Annotated in this window: 22 protein-coding genes; 6 read left to right on the forward strand and 16 right to left on the reverse strand. The window is 57.9% G+C overall.

The genetic code is table 11. From position 1 onward, the window contains the following. Window positions 1-76: 76 nt before the first annotated feature. Together IRT44_RS17815 and IRT44_RS17820 are read left to right on the forward strand one after the other, a co-directional pair. Window positions 77-1,141, forward strand: a complete 1,065-nt coding sequence (locus IRT44_RS17815; RefSeq protein ID WP_230077114.1) for a type III polyketide synthase — start codon at window positions 77-79, stop codon at window positions 1,139-1,141. A gap of 7 nt (window positions 1,142-1,148) precedes the next feature. Beyond that, window positions 1,149-1,658 (forward strand): isoprenylcysteine carboxyl methyltransferase family protein, encoded by a 510-nt coding sequence (locus IRT44_RS17820; protein WP_230077115.1) that lies wholly within the window; start codon window positions 1,149-1,151, stop codon window positions 1,656-1,658. 186 nt (window positions 1,659-1,844) lie between these two features. On the opposite strand, the gene IRT44_RS17825 is transcribed toward IRT44_RS17820, so the two are convergent. From IRT44_RS17825 to IRT44_RS17835, 3 genes are all read right to left on the reverse strand, one after another. Continuing rightward, window positions 1,845-2,018, reverse strand: a complete 174-nt coding sequence (locus IRT44_RS17825; protein WP_230077116.1) for a DUF4025 domain-containing protein — start codon at window positions 2,016-2,018, stop codon at window positions 1,845-1,847. Window positions 2,019-2,141: 123 nt separating this feature from the next. Beyond that, entirely contained in the window at window positions 2,142-2,663 is a 522-nt protein-coding gene (locus tag IRT44_RS17830; RefSeq protein WP_230077117.1) for a hypothetical protein, read from the reverse strand. An 80-nt stretch (window positions 2,664-2,743) separates the two neighbouring features. Further along, a complete protein-coding gene (locus IRT44_RS17835) occupies window positions 2,744-3,166 on the reverse strand; it encodes a MarR family winged helix-turn-helix transcriptional regulator (RefSeq protein ID WP_230077900.1) in 423 nt (140 codons plus the stop codon). Window positions 3,167-3,550: 384 nt separating this feature from the next. Here IRT44_RS17835 and lepB point away from each other — a divergent pair, with 384 nt between their 5' ends. Together lepB and IRT44_RS17845 are read left to right on the forward strand one after the other, a co-directional pair. After that, window positions 3,551-4,117, forward strand: a complete 567-nt coding sequence (gene lepB, locus IRT44_RS17840) for a signal peptidase I (protein WP_171564244.1) — start codon at window positions 3,551-3,553, stop codon at window positions 4,115-4,117. Window positions 4,118-4,266: 149 nt separating this feature from the next. Then, complete coding sequence (locus tag IRT44_RS17845; RefSeq protein ID WP_171564245.1) at window positions 4,267-4,605, forward strand: hypothetical protein; 339 nt, start codon at window positions 4,267-4,269, stop codon at window positions 4,603-4,605. A 174-nt stretch (window positions 4,606-4,779) separates the two neighbouring features. On the opposite strand, the gene IRT44_RS17850 is transcribed toward IRT44_RS17845, so the two are convergent. The 7 genes from IRT44_RS17850 to IRT44_RS17880 form a co-directional block, all read right to left on the reverse strand. Beyond that, complete coding sequence (locus tag IRT44_RS17850; RefSeq protein WP_171564246.1) at window positions 4,780-5,763, reverse strand: hypothetical protein; 984 nt, start codon at window positions 5,761-5,763, stop codon at window positions 4,780-4,782. Beyond that, window positions 5,754-6,287, reverse strand: coding sequence for an RNA polymerase sigma factor (locus IRT44_RS17855; RefSeq protein WP_230077118.1), 534 nt, complete (start codon window positions 6,285-6,287; stop codon window positions 5,754-5,756). The genes IRT44_RS17850 and IRT44_RS17855 overlap by 10 nt, the downstream gene beginning before the upstream one ends. A 216-nt stretch (window positions 6,288-6,503) precedes the next feature. Then, window positions 6,504-7,511, reverse strand: coding sequence for a M15 family metallopeptidase (locus tag IRT44_RS17860; protein ID WP_230077119.1), 1,008 nt, complete (start codon window positions 7,509-7,511; stop codon window positions 6,504-6,506). A gap of 270 nt (window positions 7,512-7,781) precedes the next feature. Next, window positions 7,782-9,812: a gamma-glutamyltransferase gene (gene ggt / locus IRT44_RS17865; RefSeq protein WP_230077120.1), complete on the reverse strand. Its 2,031-nt coding sequence runs from the start codon at window positions 9,810-9,812 to the stop codon at window positions 7,782-7,784. Window positions 9,813-10,013: 201 nt separating this feature from the next. Then, window positions 10,014-11,093, reverse strand: a complete 1,080-nt coding sequence (locus IRT44_RS17870) for a phosphodiester glycosidase family protein (RefSeq protein WP_171564248.1) — start codon at window positions 11,091-11,093, stop codon at window positions 10,014-10,016. Continuing rightward, the gene (locus tag IRT44_RS17875) at window positions 11,074-11,589 is read right to left on the reverse strand and encodes a coiled-coil domain-containing protein (RefSeq protein WP_171564249.1); all 516 of its coding nucleotides are present in this window, start codon (window positions 11,587-11,589) and stop codon (window positions 11,074-11,076) included. Before IRT44_RS17875 ends, IRT44_RS17870 begins: the two co-directional genes overlap by 20 nt. 106 nt (window positions 11,590-11,695) lie before the next feature. Beyond that, the gene (locus IRT44_RS17880) at window positions 11,696-12,517 is read right to left on the reverse strand and encodes an RDD family protein (RefSeq protein ID WP_171564250.1); all 822 of its coding nucleotides are present in this window, start codon (window positions 12,515-12,517) and stop codon (window positions 11,696-11,698) included. An 89-nt stretch (window positions 12,518-12,606) separates the two neighbouring features. Between IRT44_RS17880 and IRT44_RS17885 the strand changes: the two genes are divergently transcribed. Next, window positions 12,607-13,587, forward strand: a complete 981-nt coding sequence (locus tag IRT44_RS17885; RefSeq protein WP_230077121.1) for a stage II sporulation protein M — start codon at window positions 12,607-12,609, stop codon at window positions 13,585-13,587. Here the strand turns inward: IRT44_RS17885 and IRT44_RS17890 are convergent. From IRT44_RS17890 to IRT44_RS17910, 5 genes are read right to left on the reverse strand one after another with little or no spacing between them, the layout of a single operon-like run. Further along, the gene (locus tag IRT44_RS17890) at window positions 13,554-14,924 is read right to left on the reverse strand and encodes a DUF58 domain-containing protein (RefSeq protein WP_230077122.1); all 1,371 of its coding nucleotides are present in this window, start codon (window positions 14,922-14,924) and stop codon (window positions 13,554-13,556) included. The genes IRT44_RS17885 and IRT44_RS17890 overlap by 34 nt on opposite strands. Beyond that, complete coding sequence (locus tag IRT44_RS17895) at window positions 14,875-15,795, reverse strand: AAA family ATPase (protein ID WP_230077123.1); 921 nt, start codon at window positions 15,793-15,795, stop codon at window positions 14,875-14,877. The genes IRT44_RS17890 and IRT44_RS17895 overlap by 50 nt, the downstream gene beginning before the upstream one ends. Before the next feature lie 7 nt (window positions 15,796-15,802). Further along, window positions 15,803-16,939, reverse strand: coding sequence for a DUF4350 domain-containing protein (locus IRT44_RS17900; protein ID WP_230077124.1), 1,137 nt, complete (start codon window positions 16,937-16,939; stop codon window positions 15,803-15,805). Next, on the reverse strand, window positions 16,923-17,567 hold the full coding sequence (locus IRT44_RS17905; protein WP_230077125.1) for a DUF4129 domain-containing protein: 645 nt from the start codon (window positions 17,565-17,567) through the stop codon (window positions 16,923-16,925). The genes IRT44_RS17900 and IRT44_RS17905 overlap by 17 nt, the downstream gene beginning before the upstream one ends. After that, the gene (locus IRT44_RS17910; protein WP_230077126.1) at window positions 17,551-18,411 is read right to left on the reverse strand and encodes a DUF7847 domain-containing protein; all 861 of its coding nucleotides are present in this window, start codon (window positions 18,409-18,411) and stop codon (window positions 17,551-17,553) included. Before IRT44_RS17910 ends, IRT44_RS17905 begins: the two co-directional genes overlap by 17 nt. 343 nt (window positions 18,412-18,754) lie before the next feature. Here IRT44_RS17910 and IRT44_RS17915 point away from each other — a divergent pair, with 343 nt between their 5' ends. Continuing rightward, window positions 18,755-19,252: a hypothetical protein gene (locus IRT44_RS17915; protein ID WP_171564257.1), complete on the forward strand. Its 498-nt coding sequence runs from the start codon at window positions 18,755-18,757 to the stop codon at window positions 19,250-19,252. A 293-nt stretch (window positions 19,253-19,545) separates the two neighbouring features. Here the strand turns inward: IRT44_RS17915 and IRT44_RS17920 are convergent, their stop codons facing one another. Then, window positions 19,546-20,685: a glycosyltransferase family 4 protein gene (locus IRT44_RS17920; RefSeq protein ID WP_230077127.1), complete on the reverse strand. Its 1,140-nt coding sequence runs from the start codon at window positions 20,683-20,685 to the stop codon at window positions 19,546-19,548. Between the last annotated feature and the right edge of the window lie 90 nt (window positions 20,686-20,775).

The raw sequence follows: 20,775 nt of genomic DNA on the forward strand, positions 1-20,775 counted from the left end.
CCCGTGTGTCACGAATCGGACAACTGCGTTTAGGGAAAACTGGAACTACTTACCTGACGAAAAGGAAGGGATTGCGATGCCCCGCATCGAAGCCACGGCGACCACTGTTCCTGAACATGTAATCACTCAGGACGATTCCATGGCGGTCGCCCGTGCGTTTTTCCAACAAGCCTTCCCCGACATTGATCGCCTGCTCGCCGTCTTTGCCAACAGCCAAATTCGCAAGCGCCACTTCTGCATGCCGCTCGACTGGTTTACAACAGAACACGGGTTTGCTGAAAAAAACCGGCTGTACGTGGAGCATGCCGTCTCCCTTGGTGCCGAATCCGCCCGGCGCTGCCTGAACAAGGCCAACACGGCGGCTTCGGAGATTGACTGCCTGATCTTCGTCTCCAGCACGGGCATCGCCACCCCAAGCATCGACGCCCATCTAATCAACCGCTTGGGCCTGCGGCCGGACATCGCCCGCGTGCCGCTGTGGGGACTGGGATGCGTCGGCGGGGCGATGGGTCTTACACGGGCATTTGAATACGCCCGGGCGTACCCCAGAAGCCGCGTCCTGGTGGTGGCAGTAGAACTGTGCGGATTGACATTTATCCGACAAGACCTGTCCAAAAGCAACCTGGTCGCCACCTGCCTGTTTGCTGACGGAGCCGCTGCCGTGCTGGTGGAAGGTGATGAGGTGAAGCGGCCGTCTGCTCCGCCCCGCCTCTGTTTCATGGGGGCACGCACGACAACATGGCCGGATACGCTGGACATCATGGGCTGGGAACTGACCGAACCGGGCCTGAAAGTGATTTTTTCCCGCGACATTCCCAGCCTGGTTCGGCAGTCGATGCGGGCCAACGTCGAGGGATTTCTCGGACCGTTTGGCGTATCTGTCCCGGACGTGCAGCGATTTATCTTCCATCCCGGCGGGGCGAAGGTGCTGGCCGCCTACCGGCAGGCGTTGGGGATTCCGGCAGAAGCCACACGGTTGGCCGAGGACGTCCTCCGCGACTTTGGCAACATGTCGTCGCCCACCGTTTTATTTGTGCTGGAAAAGTGCATGGAAGAGGACTGGCAGCCGGGCGAAAAGGGACTGCTGGCCGCCCTCGGACCTGGCTTCAGTTCGGAGTTGATCCTGTTGGAAGCGAGGTGAGCAGAGCGTGAGCTTTTTTGTCACCGTCTATACCGTCGTCGTCGCCCAACGCCTGCTGGAACTGGCCCTCGCGCGGCGCAACGCCCGCCACATCCTCGCCGCGGGCGGACGGGAAGTAGGGGCCGAACACTACAAGTACATCGTCACCCTGCATGTGCTGTTTCTTGTCAGCCTGCTCGCGGAGGGACTCCTCCATGAAGGCAGGACCGCGCCGTGGTGGGCCTGGACATTTTCCGTATTTGCACTGGCCCAAGGACTGCGGTACTGGTGCATCGTCAGCCTGGGAAAACGCTGGAACACGCGCATCTACATCCTTCCCGGCAGCGAACCCGTGCGGCGCGGCCCGTACCGCTTCCTGCGCCATCCCAACTACCTGGTGGTGTCGATTGAACTGCTCGTCCTGCCGCTCACTTTTTCCGCCGTCGTGACCGCCGTCGTCTTTTCCCTGGCCAACTTTTGGCTGCTGTGGCGCGTCCGGATACCCGCGGAAGAGCGGGCTGTCTACGACCGGCCGTAAGCGGTACGCATTGTGATCAGGGGAAAGGACGACTGCCGCTTTGACATAACAAACAACCCGGACAAATATGCAGTCCGGGTTGTTGCTGTTTGATGGAGACGGATCAGAGGAGATGGATCAGACGATCAAGCCTGCCGTCTGCTGTACCCGCCCAGCAGGCAAGCGGGGACGGTCGAGATCAGGACATCAGTTCAGTCCTTGGGCATCGTCGATCGTCCCCATTTTGTACATATCGCTTACCTGCTCTTGGGTGATGTTCACCTCCTGGGATTGCTCCGCATCTGCTCTGGACTCTGACGCAAATGTCCTGATCGATGTGTCAGCAGTGCGGTCCAATTCATTTTGGCGCTCATCTGCCATGTCAGTTCCTCCTTCCTGATTTAGGTCAATTCGTAGTGTGTGCGGCTTCCCTGCCATTTAGCCAAAGCGAGCGCGTCAAAAAACCCCTTCTGCATCGAGAAGGGGTTAGGGGCAAGAGCGTGTTTACTTGTCGTTGTTCGCATACGGCACCGACCAACTCCAGCCGTGAGCCTGAGTGGTATCGTTGGTGCTGGCAGCCGGTTTCACCACGATCACGCTGTCCTCTACCGGAGCAGCCACCCAACCGTGAGCCACGCCGGTGGGTTGCTCGCTTTTGGGCGACAGGATGATCGTTTGATCTTCTACCGGCATGGCAATCCAGCCGTTTTGCGTGGTTACTTGTGCTGTAACGCTCGACTGAACTACGAACTGATCCTCAACCGGCATGTTGATCCAGCCGCTTTGGTTGGTGACAGTCGCGTTGCTTCCCGGCAGGACCACCCACTGATCCTCTGTCGGTATGTTGATCCAGCCGCTTTGGTTGGTGACAGTCGCGTTGTTTCCCGGCTGGACTACCCATTGATCCTCTGCCGGCATGTTGATCCAACCGTGAGCCTGAACAGCTTCGTTTGCATAAGCAGCGTTCGCGAACAGAGTGGCGCCGAGAACCATGGTTCCCATCAACAGTGTTGTCGATTTTTTCATTTTCGTACACTCCCATCTTCTGTTGGTTCACGCTGTCCTGTGAAATATCCCCCGCCCGCTGCTCCGATACGGCAAGTAGGTTACTGCAAGCCTTGCTTCAGTTTTCGGAGATAGAGTGTAAACTGTTCCAGTTCGCTGTCGGTCAGGTTTTCCAGCAGTTTGGTGAGGAGTTCCCTCCGTCTGGACAACAATCGCTCCATCAGCGGAACCGCTTTGTCCGAGAGCGTAACCCAGACGACCCGCCGGTCCTGTTCATCACGGAGCCGATTGACGTAGCCCGCCTTGACCAGTCGATTCAGTGCGATGGTGGTGGCGCTGTTCGACTGCTTCAAGAGAGCGGCCAATTCGGACACCGTGCTGCGCTCTCTGTCATAGAGCACCCGCAGCAAGATGAACTGCTTGGGGCTAATTACTTCTTCTTCCAGCAGCCAATGGCTGATGAAGAAGCGAGCCAACTCAACAAACACCTGATCCAGTTCCTCGATTTTACCGGCGCGGGACATTTCGCTCACATCATCACCCTTTTTCAAAAATTCATACTTTTACTATAAAAATATATCGGCTGTTAACAGTCTGCGCAAGCGTTATTCAGTCGGCCTCTGAAAAAGGGGATGTGAGTAGGACAATACGTTTACCGTTTAATATTTTTACTGTAAAACTTTTTACATTGACATCTTACCGCAAAATGGCAAACGATGCAAGGGGCGAGTTCCGTGACAAATTCGTGACGGACAATTGGCGAAATACAGCCTATTTTCCACCTATTTCCACGAAACAACTTCCGTTTCCGTCCGTATCGTATGTATAATAAAAGATACGGCAGCGCCTCCTGTTTTCGAAACCAACCGGCGGCCTCCCGACAAACCTGATACATAGGAGATTGGCATATGGAACATACGCAAAGCACGGCAAAGGCAAAATGGAAAACGGAATTGGCAGACTGGTTGAAATCGTTCGTCTTGATTGGCGGCTTGACCGCCTTTATCTATGTGTTTGTGATGGCCCCTTACGTCGTTCAAGGGCGTTCCATGGAGAGCACCCTGCACGACCGCGAACGGGTGATCGTCAACAAGGCAATCTATTACCTGCAGCAGCCAAAAAGAGGCGAAATCGTGATCATCCACCCCGACGCGAGCGGGGAAAACTGGATCAAGCGAGTCGTCGCCGTCGCGGGTGATACCGTGGAGGCGAAAGACGATCAGCTGTATGTCAACGGCCAGCCTGTACAAGAGGAATACCTCACCGCCAACAAGTTGAAAGCGGCAGCGAACGGCATCACACTCACCGAAGACTTTGGCCCGATCACCGTCCCCCCCGGCCACGTCTTCGTCATGGGCGACAACCGGAACAACAGCATGGACAGCCGGGTCATCGGCCCCGTCAGCCTGGAGCACGTGGTCGGCCGGGCGGAACTGGTCTACTGGCCGTTGAACAGCATCCGCCTGCCCAAGTAAGTGCAGCCGGGATGCTGGTTTTTGCATGAGAACAACACATGCGGTGTCACGGGCGCATCTGACCAACACGACTGATAATTTTCCGTATGTTGCACAACATAAAAGGGTAATCGCATGCATCAATCCCACAATCAGGAGGTCGTTTTTTCGTGCATACGATCACCCATGCCCAACAAGAATTGTCTCAGTGCAAACAGACCATCCAGCAGTTGATCCAACAGACAATGCAAGCAAGCGCCACCTACCGCCAGCTTCTGCAGCAGGAACAGCAAAACGCCGCCACGCTGCAGCAGTTGGCTGCTCGCGAGCAGCAGGCGGTCCAGATGATTCAGCAGGCTCTGCAAGGTCATGACATGGCGATTCGCCAGATGCAGCACGCGATCACGCTGTGCGAGCAAATGGAGCGGGAGCTGCAGCAGTCAGTCACACAGCAGATTCCCTTGCAGCAGCAGCCGTCACCCCTGCCAACCTACCAGACCCGTCACTGATTCGGCCGCATTCACGGTGCGGCGGACATTGACTGTCGCGAACAGCACACGGCTCTCCGCGTTTCCCGTCCGGATTGCGCGGAGAGCTGTGTTTCGTTTTGGAACAGGTTCCTTAAACCGCACGTATCCCAGATTCCGCCAGACAGCGACGGCAAGGAAACGGGGAATCGTCAGTCATGGGCGTTTCCGGATGGTTTTCCCCTGCTTGCTGCCGTGTGCCGTGAGCACCCACTCGCCCCGCTCTTCCTCCCACGCGTAACGGTATAGGTGATTGACCGCATCGGACGACTTGTAGACAATCAGCGCTTCCTGGCCATCGTGTTTAAGAAACAGGCCAGGGATGATGTCGCCGACCTTTCCGTTTACGGCTACCTGTGTCCAGGCTGCATCCAATCCTTTCCACGCTTTTTCCGACAGGTGAGATGCCTGCTTCCCTTGCTTGATCCCTCGGTCGAATTCATACTCCTCCGGATCGATGCCGAAACTTTCAAACACATCCCGGTACACGTCGTGGAGAAACAACTTGATTTGGAACGAATGCAGGAATCCGCTCTTGTTCGTCAGCAGCAACAGCTTATCATGCGCGTACACATAGGTCGGCCCCGATGCTTTCATCGGAGTAAAGCCCGTCTTTAGCTCAGCGCCAGTGAAGGTTAAGGTAATGTGGCCCGGCACGGAAAAATCCTCGTCGATCTCCACCTTTTCCGCTTGCCCCGGATTGGGGAAAAACACGACGTCCAGCTTCCCTTGGTTGGTGGTCAGCCGAACGGCTTGATTCGTTGCCGCAAAAACGTCTGCAAATGGCGACGGCTCGATTTGAGTGAGCTCCAGGTCGGTATACGACTTCAGGAATCGGATGAATTCCTCAGCAAACGGGAACTGCTCCTCAACAGATGGGTCTGCCGGCTCAACGACAGGAACGCGGCCGCCTCCCGCATCGCGCTGCCAGTCCATAACAACAGGCGTCAGGAGGAACGCGCCCGCCCCGCAGGCTGTCGCCACGGCCGCGATGGAGACTGCGGCACGACGGAACCTCCCCTGTTTTTGTCCGATCCTTTCGCGGATGTTCCGTTCGATCCGCTCCATGTCCGCCCTGGACGGTTGAAATGCCATCCGCTTCGCCGCTGCCAGCTCGCGCAGCCTTTTGTCTAAATCCATCGCTCCTCCTCCTTGCGCATCAATGCTTTCAGCTTTTCCCGCGCCCTGTGCAGGCGGGTGTAGACTGCTCCGGGTGTAATGCCCAGGATTTCGGCGATCGTTTCCACTCTCAGTTCTTCGTAGTAGTGGAGAATGAGTACCTGTTTGTGCCGAAACGGCAGCGTGTCGATCAGCCGTGACAACGCGGCCTGTTCGTCCTTCCGCATGACCTCCTTCTCGATGTCGGCGCACGCTACACGGTTTGCCTGGGAGGCGGAAAACCGTTTGCGAAACACCCCAGAGCGCAGGTACCGTTTGGACTCATTGACCGCAATCCGATAGAGCCATGTCTCAATCCGGCTGTCTCCCCGAAACGCAGACAGATGCTTGTACACCTTGAGGAAAACCTCCTGGGTGATGTCCTCCGCAGCCGTCCGGTCGTTGACCAACCAGCAGCACAGCCGGTACACCCGAGCCATCTGCGTCTGCATCAGTTGTTCGAATGCGGCATCCCTGGTCTGGTTCAGTACGGCACCGTCCGTCAACAGATGGTTCTGTTCCAGCGTTCTCCCTCCTTTCTCTCTATTTAGTTAGATACAAGCGGCCATTTTTTTCTTACAGAATAAAAAACCGCCGGGATTCGTTCCAGGCGGTCGTCTCACTCCGGCAGCCGCACGAACCGACGACGAAAGAAGCGGCTGTCCGTCGTCCCCTATCCGGGGCGGAAAGCCGCTTCGTCAATCTGTCAGTATATCGGATGCCTAACGAGCCTGCACCTGACCGCTGTCCTGGAAGTACTCTTCCAACGTAACACCAGAGGACATGATCTCCTTGGCCACTTCTTTTCCGACATAGCGGATATGCCACGGTTCGTAGGCGTAGCCGGTGATTTCTTCTTTCCCTTTCAGATAGCGGATGATGAACCCGAATTCGGCGCAGTGCTCCGCCAGCCATTTGCCTTCACGGGTATCGGCAAACGGCTCCTCCAGCAAGGTGCTGGGATCGGTGCCTGCTACGTCGATAGCCAGGCCGGTCTGATGCTCGCTTTTCCCCGGCTGGGCGCTGTAGCGGTTCGCGTGCTCAGCTCCCTGCGTTTTCACGTAACCTTCGAACAGTCCCTTTTGCGTTTGATACGAACGGTAACCGGAGACACCGTACAACTGAATGCCATCCTGTTTCGCCTTGGCGAACAGCTCCTCCAGGGCACGGGCCGCTTCTTCGCGCAACAGGCGCTTCTCCGCCTTGCCGGAAAACGTGAACGGCACGTTGGGTTCGACCAGACGAGGCGGCACGTAATCGGCGGGCAGGGCCCGTTCCTTGTTGACCACCACGACCAAATCGTCCGGATTGGTAACGGTCGGAATTCCGTTCACCATCGTCACGGTCGCAGCGAGAGAGGGTTTGACGGTGATCGTCACGTCTTTGCGTTCGCCCTGATACTCCACGGTAACGGTCGCTGTGGAACCGGCCTTTGCCTGGGAAGATACGGAAAGCTCCCCGTTGGAACCGACTATCACGACATCGGGCGCAGAAGAATGATACGTGACGCCATCCCCGTACGGTAAGGTCTTTTTGGCCCCCGGTGCCAGCACCATGCTGTCCGGAACGGCGGCCAGGCTGATCGATGAGGATGACGGAGCGTTAGCCCCATCCGTCGAAGTCGGCTGCGAGTCCGCCGGAGCGGTCGGCTGCAGCCCTTCACATCCTCCCAACAGCACGGCGGAGAGTACGGCTGCAACTGCTAGACCGGCGGGTTTTCGTGTTTTCATGCGATATACCTCCTGGTTCCTTGCACACACATGTGTATTGTTCTACATTACCATGTAGAATGACGGAATCATAGCCTTAAATGTTACGCTTTTTGCCAGGTTTGCTCCCTCAACCGTACAAAACGGGAAACAGCCTGCCGACGATGCGCGCATAATCCCCCCTAATTATACACCCCTGCCTGACCAATACGTCATACCGCTTCTTCCCACATGTGCAAACAACCAAAAGACCCTGCCATGTTCGGCAGGGCCTCGAAGGGAATAATCTGTTTACGGTTTTTTGAGGAGGACGGCTGCTTCTTTCGCGTCCCAGCTAATCGTGTAACCGAGCGCTTCGGCCACTTTTTTCACCGGCAGAAACGCTTTGCCGCCCACTGTGACGACGTCCTGTTGGAAGCGGGAGGGATCGCCGCCCAGTCCGAGAAGGAGTTTTTCCGCCTCGACGTACGCGGTACCGTTGATCAACGCCTTCTGGTCAGCCGTGTACGGGTAGACGTGGCCGTTCACTTTCAGCACGAACGGTCCTTTTTCCACCGGGGGAAGCGGCTCCGGCTCCGCCGACGTATACGCCACCGCGTCCACCCCAAGCACGGTTCCTTCCCGCGTGTTGTCGGCTCCTCCGTACATTTTGCCGGTCTCAAAGTCGTATATGATTGCCTGCACGTTTCCGATGTCTTCCGGATGATCGTTGAACACGTGCCCCTTGGCCATCAGTTGGAGGATGACGTCCTGGTCGATGCCCGCCTCCCAGGTGACGTTGGGATAGCTGCTGGTAAAGATGCGCGGTGCGAGGATGGCGTCCTGGATCTCCATGCCGTGCTCGATCACGTTCAAAATGGTCTGCGACACGGAGGCGATAATCGTGGAGCCTCCGGGCGATCCCACTGCCATGAACGGCTTGCCGTCCTTCAGCACGATGGTCGGGCTCATGCTGGAGCGCGGACGCTTACCCGGTTCCACCTGGTTGGCTCCGCCCGGCACGGCGTCAAAGTCGGTCAGCTCGTTGTTCAGCATAAATCCGTATCCGGGGACCATGATGCCGCTGCCGAAGACGTCTTCGATCGTCGTCGTGTAGGAGACGAGGTTGCCCCATTTGTCCATCACGGCAAAGTGGGTCGTCTGCTTGACGGGTTGGGGGTCGGTCAGATTCAGGGCCGGCACCGGCTTCTTGTCTGTTTCGTACTTCCAGGGATCGCCGGCAGTAATCTCAGGGTTGGCCGCATCCGGCCGGATCAATGAGCGCCGCTCCTTTATGTAGTCGTCGTGGATCAGGCCCTGCTTGGGCACGGGGTAATAGTCTTCGTCCGCCATGTACGCGGCCCGGTCCGCGTAAGCCAGACGGTTGGCCTCGATCAGATTGTGCAGGTATTCCACCGAGCCAAACCCGGCCTTTTTGTTGTCAAAGCCCTCCATCAGCTTGAGAATCTGGATCACCGTCAATCCGCCGGAGCTGGGGGGAGACATGGAGACCACTTCGTAGCCGCGGAACTTGGCGCGCACCGGCTCGCGTTCATTGACCTCGTACCGCTGCAAATCGTCCATGGTCATGGAACCGCCGGTCCGCTGTACTTCGCGCACGAGTGCCTCACCGATTTCTCCCTTGTAAAAGGCGTCCGTCCCCTTTTCCTTGATGAGTCGGAAGGTCTTCGCCAAATCGGGCTGGATCAGCAGATCGCCTTTTTTCAAGGGCGTACCGCCTGGCACAAACACTTCTCCGGCCGTCTTGTGCTTCAGCAGTTTGTCCTTCGTGGCGGCGATATATCGGGCGGTCACCCCGTTTACCTCAACGCCCTTCTCTGCCAGCTCGATCGCCGGCTCGATTACCTCGGCGAGCGACATCGTGCCGTATGATGTCAGCGCCTTATCCACACCGAGCAGCGTGCCGGGCACCCCGACCGCCTTGCCGTTGGTGTGCCGTTCGGCAAACGGGATTGGCTCACCCTTTTCATCCAGAAACATCCGGGCGTCTGCTCCCTGAGGAGCCATTTCCCGGCTGTCAATGACCGTGATTTTGTCCTGATCCTTGAGGTAAATCATCATGAAACCGCCGCCGCCAATCCCCGACATGTGCGGCTCCACCACGTTGAGGGCAAATTGGATCGCCGCTGCGGCGTCCACTGCATTGCCGCCTTTTTGCAGAATGTCCCGGCCCACCTGTGCCGCCGCCGGGTGGGAAACCGCCACAATGCCCTGTGTCGCTCCGTCCGCACCTGCAGGAATTCCCGGCACGGCCGCCTGCACCGGCGCTGCCAGCGACACCAGCGCCGCCAAGGACGCAAGAAGCACTTTTGCCTTTTTCATTGAATCCCTCCTCATCCTCCGGTGATCTATGAAAATTATTATATTTCTGAATATTAGGCCCGGTCAACGTGAGAAAGGCGCGAGTGCATCTGGGACAAAAGGACTGAACCCAACGAAAAAAGCCACCCGCATGACGAGTGACTGTTCTTCGAAGCGATGTTCAATCAGGCTGTTTTCGGCATCCGCTGCCGAGCTGTCCAGCTACGGCATGATCACCAGATTGCTGACCACCGGACGCTCCCTGCCGTCGGAAGGCTTGTTCAGAATCTTGCCATTGTAGTAGAAGGCGCTGGAACCGCCGCCGTCCAGATTGTAGGCGTCCACCACGTGGAATTCCTGCAGTTTGCGCTGCGCTTCTTCCAGCGTGACGCCGTTGCTCCACCCCTTGCGCCGCCCGTCGATGACGATCAGCAAGAGGTCGCCGTTGTCAAAGTGGCCGATCAGCGTACGCGGCTGCCGGGCATTGGCCCATTCGCGCGGAATCGGCATGCGCTTGCCGTCCTTGAGGAGCGTCGGCAGGAAGCTGGCCCCCTGCAAAATCCCCTGCTGGGTGATTTGCTGCTGCGAGGTGATTTTGCCGCCGACCAGCCGCCCTTGCTTGTTGAATCCGACGAAGCTCAGATTGGTGTTCGTCGAAAAGGTGCGAATCTTGCCGTCAACGACAGTAATCCCAAGCGGGGTCAGATAGCCGTTTTTATCCTTCATGAAGCCGCCGGCGTTGATCGCCAGCACCGCTCCCGTGCGTTTGCCGGCGCTGCTGGTCGTCTCTCCCTTGCTTTTGACCGCGTCATGCGCCAGCACCATCCGCAGCGCGTTGGGGTTTTTCAGCCGTACTTTGGCCATGTAACCGCGGTATCCGGCTTCTTCCAGGGAATACACTTTGACGATGGAGTTGGGGCCAAAGCTCTGCCCGACCGGATTGCCCAGCATGCTGGACAAGATCGTGTCCAGCACGTCGGCTGACTTTTGCGTCTGCGTTTTGCTCGTCTCCAACAGGTTGTTGATCGATTTGTGCTGTTCCTCGTACTCCCGTTTCTCCTTGTCCGCCCGGCTGCGAAGCTCTTCCATGATGGATGACGCCTCGCGCAGTTGGTCATTTGTGTCATCGAGCTGCTTCATCAGCGCCGCCACCTGATTGCCGGTCGCCTCCACCGGCGGCGTCAACTGCTCCACCGGCAGCTTGTCCACCGGGTTGGCCTGGGAAAACGCCAGCAGGAACCCCACCGCCGGTGCCAAAAGAAACGCGAAGAAGCGGTGAATCTTACCAGGCACGGGCCGCATCCTCCAGTTTTTTCAGCGACGCCTTCAGCTCACCCAACTGCTTGTTGAGCTGATCGATCCGATCCTGCAGGGCTTGTTTGGTCTTGTTGGTGCCGCCGATGGTTTCGCCTGTCAGCTGCAGATCTTCCTGGAGCGTCGCCAATCCGCTCTGCACCTGTTTCATTTCGTTTTGGACGAGCGCCAGTTGTTCTTCTACCTGCTTCATCTGCTGCTCGTTCTGAGCCTGCACCTCTTGAAGGCGCTGGGTCACGAACTGCTGCTGCTTGTCCAGCGTGTGAACGGCAAACGCGTATCCGACGCCGGCCAGTCCCAGCCACAACAGCACAGCGATGACTGTGGGCACAAGCGAGCGCTTATCGTCCGTCCCGGGAGCGACCGCCCGCACCAAACTGGTGAACAGGCCGTTTCTCCTGCGCTTTCCTCCCTGCTTCCCCTGTTCCGGGAGGCGCAGTGTGGTCGATGAAGTCGATGAAGCGGTAACGTACTTGTCGCTCATCTGCTCTCCCTCCTCTTGTGCGACATGAGTTGACATTTTATTATAACACAATCACGGCAGGCGACACCGCATTGCAAAAAAGATCGGAACGCTCCGATCTTTCTGATTACGGCCCAATCTTCCACTCATGTTGAAGCTGCTCGTGCAGTTGCAGCAAAAATCCGATCGGAAAAGCCATCGCCGTCTTCCGGTCAGGCCAATCCAACCTGTCGCACAGCCGTCGTGTGATTTCCAGGGCCAGTATCATTCGCCTGTCCTCCGCCATGGTCATCAGGCGATCAACATAGGCGGAGAGAAGCTGCCAGTCTTCCCGGGTGATTGCCTGTTTCTGCTGTTCGGTCAACACAAAGGGCGGTGCATCCGCCATCCAGCGGGCAAGTTTCCGCTTCTTGTGTCTTCGGGATAGACGCATCCCCTCGTCTTCCAACACGACAATCGTTCCGGCCACCATGTCGCCGATCCGTTTGTCCCGGGGATGAAAAAACACGACCAATCCGCCGAGAAAGTAGCCGGCCGGGAGATTGTCAATAATGCGGAACAAGTTGCGAATCACGGCGGACAAAAACGTCAGCGACTGGCCGTTTTCCTGGATGACGCGAAGGCCCATCCACTTCTTTCCCAGCGTCTGTCCGCCGCGGAAGTACTCCATCAGCAAAAAATAGGCGAAATTCAACACAGTCAGGACGATCAGCAGGATAGCCAGGGCGTAGCTATTTTCATCCTGGAAAAATTCCTCTTCACTGCCAAATACGACTATGACAATCAACACAAATACAGTAAGATTAACCAAGAGAAGGAGCAGCGTGTCAATCAGCTGGGCCGCCGCCCTGCTGCCCAACCCGGCCGTTTGAAACCGGAGCTGTACGTGCTCGGGAGTGACGATGGCCGTTTCTCTGTATGGGCGGTCGATGCTTTTCTGATCACTCATGGGTAAAACGTTCTCCCTTCTCCGAAACGAGTAAGTACCATTCATATTCCTATTATTTGTAAATAGACCACGCAAACGGAGGGTTCATCGTGAATGTGACGTCGTTTTGGCACACCCACAAATCCACCTGGGCCGAACTGGAGCGGCTGCTGGATCGTTTTCACAAGCGACCGCGGGAGATTGGCGCGGCTGACATTGACCGGCTGACGCTGCTGTACAAAAAGACCTCTGCCCATTTGGCCTACATCCGCACCTATCACCCGCACGATGAGGTGACCCGCTACTTGAACCGACTGGTGGCCCGTGCCCACAACATCGCGTACAAGCAGCAGTCGACCAGCGGCGGACAGCTCTCCCGTTTTTTCTGGGTCAACCTGCTGGAGTTGATCCGCAAACGCCTGCCGTTTATCGGCTGGGCGGCCGTCCTGTTTCTGATCGGCGGCGTTTCCGGATTTGCCGCCGTCATGGCCGATCCGCTGAATCTCTACTACGTCCTGCCGGAAGGGATGGCCGAACGGATCGATCCCAGCCAGCTCGGCCAGGGACACGCAGCGATTGACAGTCCGTTGATCTCCACAGAGATCATGCTCAACAACATCAAGGTAGCGATTCTCGCCTTCATCAGCGGTGTGACGCTTGGCCTGGTGCCGCTCTATCTGCTGCTGTTCAACGGCCTGCTGGTCGGAGCGCTGGCCGCGGTCTACTGGCAGGAGAACGCCAGCTACGCGTTCTGGGCCTACATCCTGCCGCACGGCGTGATCGAGCTGACGGCCATTTTCATCGCCGGCGGGGCCGGTCTGCACATGGGCTACCGCATGCTCGTACCTGGACCATACCACCGCAAATACCAGTTCCTGCAGGCGGCCAAGGAATCGGCCCAACTGCTGCTCGGAACGCTGCCGCTGTTTGTCGTCGCCGGTATCATCGAAGGGTACATCACGCCCTCCGCACTCTCCCTCGAGGCGAAATACGCGGTGGCGATTCTCACCCTCATCGTCATTGTCGGCTGGTACATATACGGGCTGAAGCGGCAGCGTCACAGCGCTTCTCTCGCCTTGATCTCCAAGTAGCGGTTCACTACCGCCAGCGTGAGCTGATCGGCCGGGACGTCCAGAACCTGGATGCCCGCGCCGATCATGTTTTGCTGAAACGCTTTCCGATCGAGCTGGAAGCGCTGGGCCAAGGCCTTGATATACGCCAGGCGGCTGCTGACAGTCTCCGCCTTGTTCCAGGCGTGCAGCAGCGGGTCGGCCAGGGAGAGCAATAACAACAGGTGACTGCGCCGAAACCGCCTGAGGTACGCAGCCATCTGATCTTCAAGCAGGTAGTTTTCCATGTCGGAAAACAGCACCGTCAGGCTGCGCCGCTTCTGCTGCCGAAACAGGTACTCCAGCGCCTGCAGCGGATTGGATTCGACGAAGTCGCTCTGCAGGTCAAAGACCGCGTCCAGCAGGGTGTGCAGGTGGGCAAGCCCTCTGCCCGGCGGCACGTACACCTTGGTTTCATGGGAAAAGGCGAGCAGCGCCACCTGATCCCCCTGCCGCAGGGCAACGGCGGCCAGCGTCAGCGCCGCTTCCAACGACAAGTCCAGCTTTGTCCGGCCGTTCAGCTCCACGCCCATCATCCGGCCGCAGTCCAGGAGAATCGTCACGACTTTTCCCTGCTCAGGGCGGTACTGGTTGGTCATCAGGCGGCGCGTCCGCGCAGAGGCCGACCAGTTGATGTGGCGGGGATCGTCATCCGGTACGTAGTCGCGGATCGCGTGAAACTCCGAACCCGACGTGGCCCGACGCATCACTTTCCTGCCATCTACGATCAGGCTTTCCTGGAGCGAGTTGAGGTACCCGCGCACGGCGGACAGATCGGGATACACCTTGACAGACTGCTTGCAGGACAGCTTTGCCTGCTTTTGCCACAATCCGATGCTCCCCCTGTAACGCAGATACAGATGAGACAACGTGTACGTCCCCCGCTCCCTGGCGCGGGTTTCGTAGCGGACCGTGACGGAGCCCGGCGGCAGTTCTCCCGCGAGCGGCTCCAGCCGATCAAATGAGAGCGGCAAATCGTCGAGCAGTTCGTACCAGACGAGTTGGCCGCTCCTGTTTTCCAGGTGGATGCAGACGGGCAGCGCCCGGCCAAGATCAATCTGTTGCGGCAGTTCACGCACCGCGATCAGTTCCCTGCGCCTGGGAAGCGATGCCAGGTCGATTACGCTCGCGATGACGAGCAACCCGTTCACCATCCAGAACACGGCATACCCCCAGCCGAGCAGGTATCCCAGCGCCGCCAGCGGGCAGCCGGACAGCGCCAGGAGAATCAGCCGCCTGGTCGGCAAGATGAAGTCGTCGAAGAAAAACCTAGCGAGGAACCGGAATCGCGGCCAGCGTCTCATCAATGATGTGGTCACTGGTTCCCCCCTCCAATTCCACTTGCGGCGCAAGAATCAGCCGGTGGCGCAGAGCCGGCCGCGCGACTGTCTTGACGTCATCCGGCGTGACGTACGTCCGCTGATCCAAAACAGCCCAGGCCTTGCTCGCCATCAGGACGGCAATGCCTGCTCGCGAACTGGCCCCCAGCAGCAGCCGATTGGTCTCCCGCGTCTTGCGAATCAGTGTGGCGATGTACTCGATGATCGAATCTTCCACCACCACGTCGGCCAGCTTCCGCCGCTCGCGGACGATCTCCTCCATGCTGATGACCGGCTCGCTCCCTTCCGCCGGCTCGGCAAAGAATGGCACGTGCTGCCTGAGAATCTGCGTTTCCTGCTCATGCGACGGATAGGTGACCTGCAGTTTGAACAGAAACCGGTCCAACTGCGCTTCCGGCAGGGTGTACGTGCCTTCGTACTCCACCGGGTTTTGCGTGGCGATGACAAAAAACGGATCAGGCAGCGGATAGGTGACGCCGTGAATCGTCACCTGCCGCTCTTCCATTGCTTCCAGCAGCGCCGCCTGCGTCTTGGGCGGCGTGCGGTTGATCTCGTCAGCCAGAAGCAGGTTGGCAAAGACCGGTCCCTTCACCGTTTCAAACCGGTTTTGCTGCATGTTGAACACGACGTTGCCGATGATGTCGCTCGGCATCATGTCGGGGGTAAACTGAATCCGTCTGTATTCGCCGCCGATCAAGCCGGCCAGGGTGCGGACCATTTTCGTCTTGCCGATCCCGGGCACCCCTTCCAGCAACACGTGACCGCCGGCAAGCAGTGCCGCGAGCAGCAACCGAATGTTGTGCCGCTGTCCCAACACGCGTTTCTCCATTTCTTGCAGCAATTGTTCCACGTCTAAATCACTCCTTTTCCACGCGCTCTGTCATGTCATCCAGCATGCGGCTTTCGGCCACCAACTGCTTGAGCGAGCAGCGCCCCTCCGCCTTTGCCCTCTCGATCCGATCGAGCAGACTGATGAGCGCGGCCGCCTCCGCTTCGCTCCACCTCGCCCTGGCTGCCGCCGCGATTTCAGCGGACGAAGCCCGGGTGTGAAGCCCCCAGCGCTCCTGCATGACCTGCCGCAGGTACGCCTCCCGGATTTTCAAGGCATCCAGGGTCAGGCGGCGCCGTTCGTACCAGCTCGCCACGGCCAGCAGCGTTTCATCCCCACGGCGAACCGTCCATTCCCGCAGGGTGTAGACAGGGCCAAATCGTTTGCCCTTCCGCCACAGCCAAAACAGGAGCACCAGCCCCAGTTGGGCCAGAGCCGCCACCAACCAACCCGGGTAGACGGCGAGCATGCCCGGCTGCTGCCGATAGCCGTGATGGTATTCATCCAGCCAGATGACGCTCCAGTCCCCCTGCAAGTACGGCCAGATCAGTTCGAAGTGGGAGTGGTTCATCACCTGCTCGTTGGTCAGCCACTCGGGCACGAGAAACAGCGTGACTGTGCCAGCCCCCACCTGCGTCCGTCCGGCGATGATGCCCAGATCGTCGGAGAGAAGCTTCTCCATGCCCGGCGTGTCGTCCAGCCGCTTGTGCGCATGCACCAGCCCGGTCCCGCTCTGACCGGGGATAGAGGTGTAGATGGGCCTCTCTTTTTTTGCCTCATCTCCTGCCTCCCCCGCGGAAACGGCCGACAGGTCAGCCTCCTCCCATCCGGTCGGATTTTTTTCAAACACGACCAGGTCGTTGCCGCTCTCCACCCAGCGGAGGATATCCTCCCGTTCGATGTCCGTCACCTGGAGCGGTTCGACCACGATCAGCAGCTGGCCGCTGCCCGACGGCAAAAAGCGCCACGGTTGACGCCACTCTTTGACGCCGCTTCGCTTTTCCCCCAGCAGCGTCGCGACTGCCTTGAGACCGGTTGGCTGGGGCGAAAACGAGACGTACGGCGGATACGACGGAGCTGCCGGATTGATGAACAGCCAGCCCAGCACGCTTAGCAGCAGTACGGCGGCGGCGAGAGCCAGACGGTATTTAGCGACGGTCCCCATGCTGTCCCTCCCCGTTCCACTGCTGTTCCAGCTCGCTCACATGCTGCCAAAAGACCGACTCCTCCACGCGCTTCCTGCCGTACCACACCTGTTCAAAGGCGTGTGCATGGCGGCGAAACAGCGGTTCCAAAGCCGGCTGGCGTTCGCGCAGCTCATCCATATACTCCCAGTTGGTCTTCCACTTTTCCACCCGGATCCACGACTGCTCCTGCAGATACAAGAGCAGGGACAGGAACATGAGGCGCATGCCTTCCCGCCACTCGCCCCGCTGTCCCATCTCCTTGGCTTCCCGCAGGCAATCGGCGTGCGTGCGGATGTGTTCCCCTCTCGAAAGCGGCGCTGCTTTTCGCTGTACCGTCCGCACCATCCGGCTGATAAGCCAGATGATCAGCACGAACAGGCCGATCAGAGCGGCGATGATGATCACACCCGAAAGCGTACTGACGGCTCCCGGCGACACGTCAGCGTGCTTCAGCAGGCGGCTGATCATCTCCACGATGGGCTCCATCAGCACATCCAGCCAGCTTTTTCCCTCCTCTGCCCGAACGGCATACTCATCGGCAGACAATATCTGCGCCAGCCGCTCCTTGTCGCGGGAGAGTTGATCCGCATCAATCATGGCTGCCATTCAACTCCGCCGCAGCCGAAGCCGCAGCCTGCCGCTTCAGCAGCGCCTCCACGTCTGTTCCTTCATAACGCAGCTTCAGATCCAGATAGGAAAGAGCGTAGACAATCATCATCCACGGCATCAGCAGGCACGAGACCAGCACCTGGATCAGTTTGCTCAGGATGGACGTGCCAAAAACGACGAGCGACAAGGCGGAAATGCCGCCAGAGAAGATGGTGTAGATCACCGTCATCACCAGGTACAGCGCTGCCAGGCGCCAGAAGTTGCCCTTTGTTATCTTCCAGCTCCTTCCAATACCAAGCCCTTCATGATCCAGCAACACTACCGGCAGGTAAAACCCCCAACGAATCACAAAAAAGCTCGATACAAGCACGACTGTGATAATCAGTGCGATGTACCCGCCGATTAGCCAACCGATGAGGGCGAGCGGTGAAAGATCGCTGTCATCCACGGTCGCCATGCCTACGATGCTGATGCCGACCACCATAAAAAGCACAGTCAAAATAACCAGGATGCCTGAAATGAACAGTCCAAATACAAACGTGCTGCCGGCGAGCGGCCACACCCGGCTCAGCGCCTGCTTCAGCGCCGCTTTCATGCTGATCGTCTCCCCTGTCACCCCCGCTCTGGTCATCAGCAGTGTCGCCGAGAGAGTCAGCGGATAGGCAAACAGCAACGTCAGCGGCACAATGACAAGCAGGTTCAACAGCAGGAGCCCCACGTTATCCCCCACGTTGTCGTTCAGGGCGGGGTCGGGCTCAACCAGGCGGTTTTGCCAGATTTCCCAAAAAGTCGACGATTCTTCATCGCTCTTCACCAGAGGCACGCTGTCAAAATCTGTCATTAATACCTCCTGCATCAGGAGACATGGTCCAAGTAGCAGCAACGTCAATAGAAAAAATTGAACAAAGTGATGCCGATAGAGAGAAAAGCTCCGATCCAGCAGGCTTCCCACTCCCATCGGTTTAAACTGCGAGTAATTCATGCACGAGACCTCCACCTATGTATTAGCGATTCCCCGACCATTATACACGATTTTCCTACGTTTTTAAAAAATTCCTCTATGTTTGGAAAAATGTGTCGAGTTCCGCCAGGACTGGCTCATTTTTTCACCTGCTGGATATTTGTCCAATTCCTGCATTCCCGCCGTGCATATACTACACCATGCACAGATGGAGGTGTCAGTAATGAAAGCGGCCAAAGCAGCAAAAAAGAGGATAGCCCGTTCCGCATCCCGCTCCCGTTCTCTCACCGTTAGAACAACGCGGCGCATAAAGAAAAATGACAAGACGCTGCGCGTATATGTCCGACCGCCGCGGGTGAATGTCACCACTCCGACCCCACAGGTGAACGTCACGGCACCCGAGGTTCGTGTGGACGCACCCCCGCCCGCCATCATCCCGGCTCCTGTCGTCAAAGTAGATGTCGACTCTCCGGAGACGGCGGATGCGATCAGCATGAACAGCCTGCGAAAGGAACTGGAACGCTGCATGAAAAACCAAAAAGCCGTTGAAGTCATCCTGTCCGTCGATTGGGGAGCGCAAAGTCGCCGTTACCGGTTCGGGAACCTGGTTCGCGTGGAAGACGGCATCATCGAATTGAAGCCTGCGCCCAGCGAAGAAGCTGTCCCTGGCAGTGTGATTATTCCCATGAATCGGATCGTGGCCGTCATCCCGACCTCCTGAACGTCTGTGGGGAGCAGACGAGTCTGCCTGCCGGCTCGGGCAAATCCCTGGATCGTTTCGCCGTCGCGTGCACGTTCCGCGCCTGGGCCGGTCTTCGTTTTTCCCGATCGTCTCCCATGGCGTGTCTGCTTTCCACAGGTGGACAAGCCTGTTTCGCAACGGATCACGCTCCGCTGAAAAAAAGAAACAGGGAGGCGTATTCCGGCACGTACCGGTCATATCCTCCCTGTCTGCTTCCCAAACGGACGCGCTTTTTGGCCTGTCATCTTACAAGGCGAACGAATGAACGGGTGCTATCCGTTCCAGATCTGCAGCACTTCCTTTGCCACCCGGCTCCACGTGAATCGTTCCTCGGCCAAACGCCGGCCGGCGTTGCCCATTCTCCGCTGCAAATCGCGGTTGGAGAGCAGCGTGTGCAGCTTTTCGGCAAATGCCTGCGGATTTTCCGGCTGTTCGACCAACAGGCCGTTGCCGTTGATGATCACCTCTGGATTACCGCCTCGCTGCGTCGTGACAAACGGCAGTCCAGCGGCCATCGCTTCATAGTGGACGCGGGCGAGCGGCTCCTCCCACTGCGAGGGACAGACGAAAATATCGCCGGCCCAAAACCAGTGGTGAATCTGTTCGGCCGGCACGTATCCCGTCGTGATGACCGGAACGGGAGAACGCGCAGCCAGAGCACGGACGTAAGCCACGTAATCGCTCACTTTGTCCACGCTGTACCAGGAACCCCCGACCAGGACGAGCGCAATGTCGGAATGGCGGCGCGACAGTTCGTTCATCGCCCTGACCAGGACGTCGGCCCCTTTCTTCGGAGTGAGCCGTCCGACGAACAAGATGACCTGCTTTCCGTTCAGTTTGTACTCCGAGCGGAGCTGGTTGCGAATTTGCTTGGCCGTCTGCGACCGTTCCCACGGCACGAACACGTCCAGATTTACACCCGAATAGATGGTGCGCACCTTGGACGCCGCCTGCGGATACAACTCGCAGATCACCTTGCCGACGTAATTGCTGATGGTGATGATCCGCTCCGTTTCTTCGATCGCCTTGATAGCGACGTCAGGTTCAATTTTGGCTGGATCAAACATATCGTTATGCATGCTTAAAATGATCCGCGCGCGGGGACACACTTCCCGAATCAGCGGAACCAGGCGCGGTCGGTTGAATACGTGAATGATGTCGTACGAATTGTTGCGCAGATACTGGACCACTTCTTTCGCGTACAGCTCAAAGACGCCCTGTCCGTTGACACGCACGTACCGAACATTCTCCCTTGTTTCTTCTTGCGGAAGCGAGGGATCGGACGTCCCCAATACCGTTACGTTGTGGTGCTTGCCAAGTATATTGACGATACCGGCAATATAGGTTTGAATGGCACCGCCCCGGATTGGCGGTACGGGCAATTTTTCCGTACAGATCAGTAACCCCTTCATCCGAATTCTCCTTTCCCATCTCGCCGCTTGGTTCAAGCTGGCGGCCCGTCTGTCTTGCCTGCAGCCGTACGGCTTTTGGACGGCAGCTGC

The sequence above is a fragment of the Brevibacillus sedimenti genome, from assembly GCF_020923495.1.
GTDB classification, from domain to species: Bacteria; Bacillota; Bacilli; order Brevibacillales; family Brevibacillaceae; genus Brevibacillus; species Brevibacillus aydinogluensis.

What these genes read in the sequence shown, in the direction of transcription:
- lepB (WP_171564244.1), top strand. Translation starts at nt 3,551, where the DNA reads ATGGAACATACGCAAAGCACGGCAAAGGCAAAATGGAAAACGGAATTG.
- IRT44_RS17850 (WP_171564246.1), bottom strand. Translation starts at nt 5,763, where the DNA reads ATGGATTTAGACAAAAGGCTGCGCGAGCTGGCAGCGGCGAAGCGGATG.
- IRT44_RS17870 (WP_171564248.1), bottom strand. Translation starts at nt 11,093, where the DNA reads ATGCGGCCCGTGCCTGGTAAGATTCACCGCTTCTTCGCGTTTCTTTTG.
- IRT44_RS17860 (WP_230077119.1), bottom strand. Translation starts at nt 7,511, where the DNA reads ATGAAAACACGAAAACCCGCCGGTCTAGCAGTTGCAGCCGTACTCTCC.
- IRT44_RS17900 (WP_230077124.1), bottom strand. Translation starts at nt 16,939, where the DNA reads ATGGGGACCGTCGCTAAATACCGTCTGGCTCTCGCCGCCGCCGTACTG.
- IRT44_RS17880 (WP_171564250.1), bottom strand. Translation starts at nt 12,517, where the DNA reads ATGAGTGATCAGAAAAGCATCGACCGCCCATACAGAGAAACGGCCATC.
- IRT44_RS17835 (WP_230077900.1), bottom strand. Translation starts at nt 3,166, where the DNA reads ATGTCCCGCGCCGGTAAAATCGAGGAACTGGATCAGGTGTTTGTTGAG.
- IRT44_RS17825 (WP_230077116.1), bottom strand. Translation starts at nt 2,018, where the DNA reads ATGGCAGATGAGCGCCAAAATGAATTGGACCGCACTGCTGACACATCG.
- IRT44_RS17920 (WP_230077127.1), bottom strand. Translation starts at nt 20,685, where the DNA reads ATGAAGGGGTTACTGATCTGTACGGAAAAATTGCCCGTACCGCCAATC.
- IRT44_RS17915 (WP_171564257.1), top strand. Translation starts at nt 18,755, where the DNA reads ATGAAAGCGGCCAAAGCAGCAAAAAAGAGGATAGCCCGTTCCGCATCC.
- IRT44_RS17830 (WP_230077117.1), bottom strand. Translation starts at nt 2,663, where the DNA reads ATGAAAAAATCGACAACACTGTTGATGGGAACCATGGTTCTCGGCGCC.
- IRT44_RS17910 (WP_230077126.1), bottom strand. Translation starts at nt 18,411, where the DNA reads ATGACAGATTTTGACAGCGTGCCTCTGGTGAAGAGCGATGAAGAATCG.
- IRT44_RS17875 (WP_171564249.1), bottom strand. Translation starts at nt 11,589, where the DNA reads ATGAGCGACAAGTACGTTACCGCTTCATCGACTTCATCGACCACACTG.
- IRT44_RS17815 (WP_230077114.1), top strand. Translation starts at nt 77, where the DNA reads ATGCCCCGCATCGAAGCCACGGCGACCACTGTTCCTGAACATGTAATC.
- ggt (WP_230077120.1), bottom strand. Translation starts at nt 9,812, where the DNA reads ATGAAAAAGGCAAAAGTGCTTCTTGCGTCCTTGGCGGCGCTGGTGTCG.
- IRT44_RS17905 (WP_230077125.1), bottom strand. Translation starts at nt 17,567, where the DNA reads ATGGCAGCCATGATTGATGCGGATCAACTCTCCCGCGACAAGGAGCGG.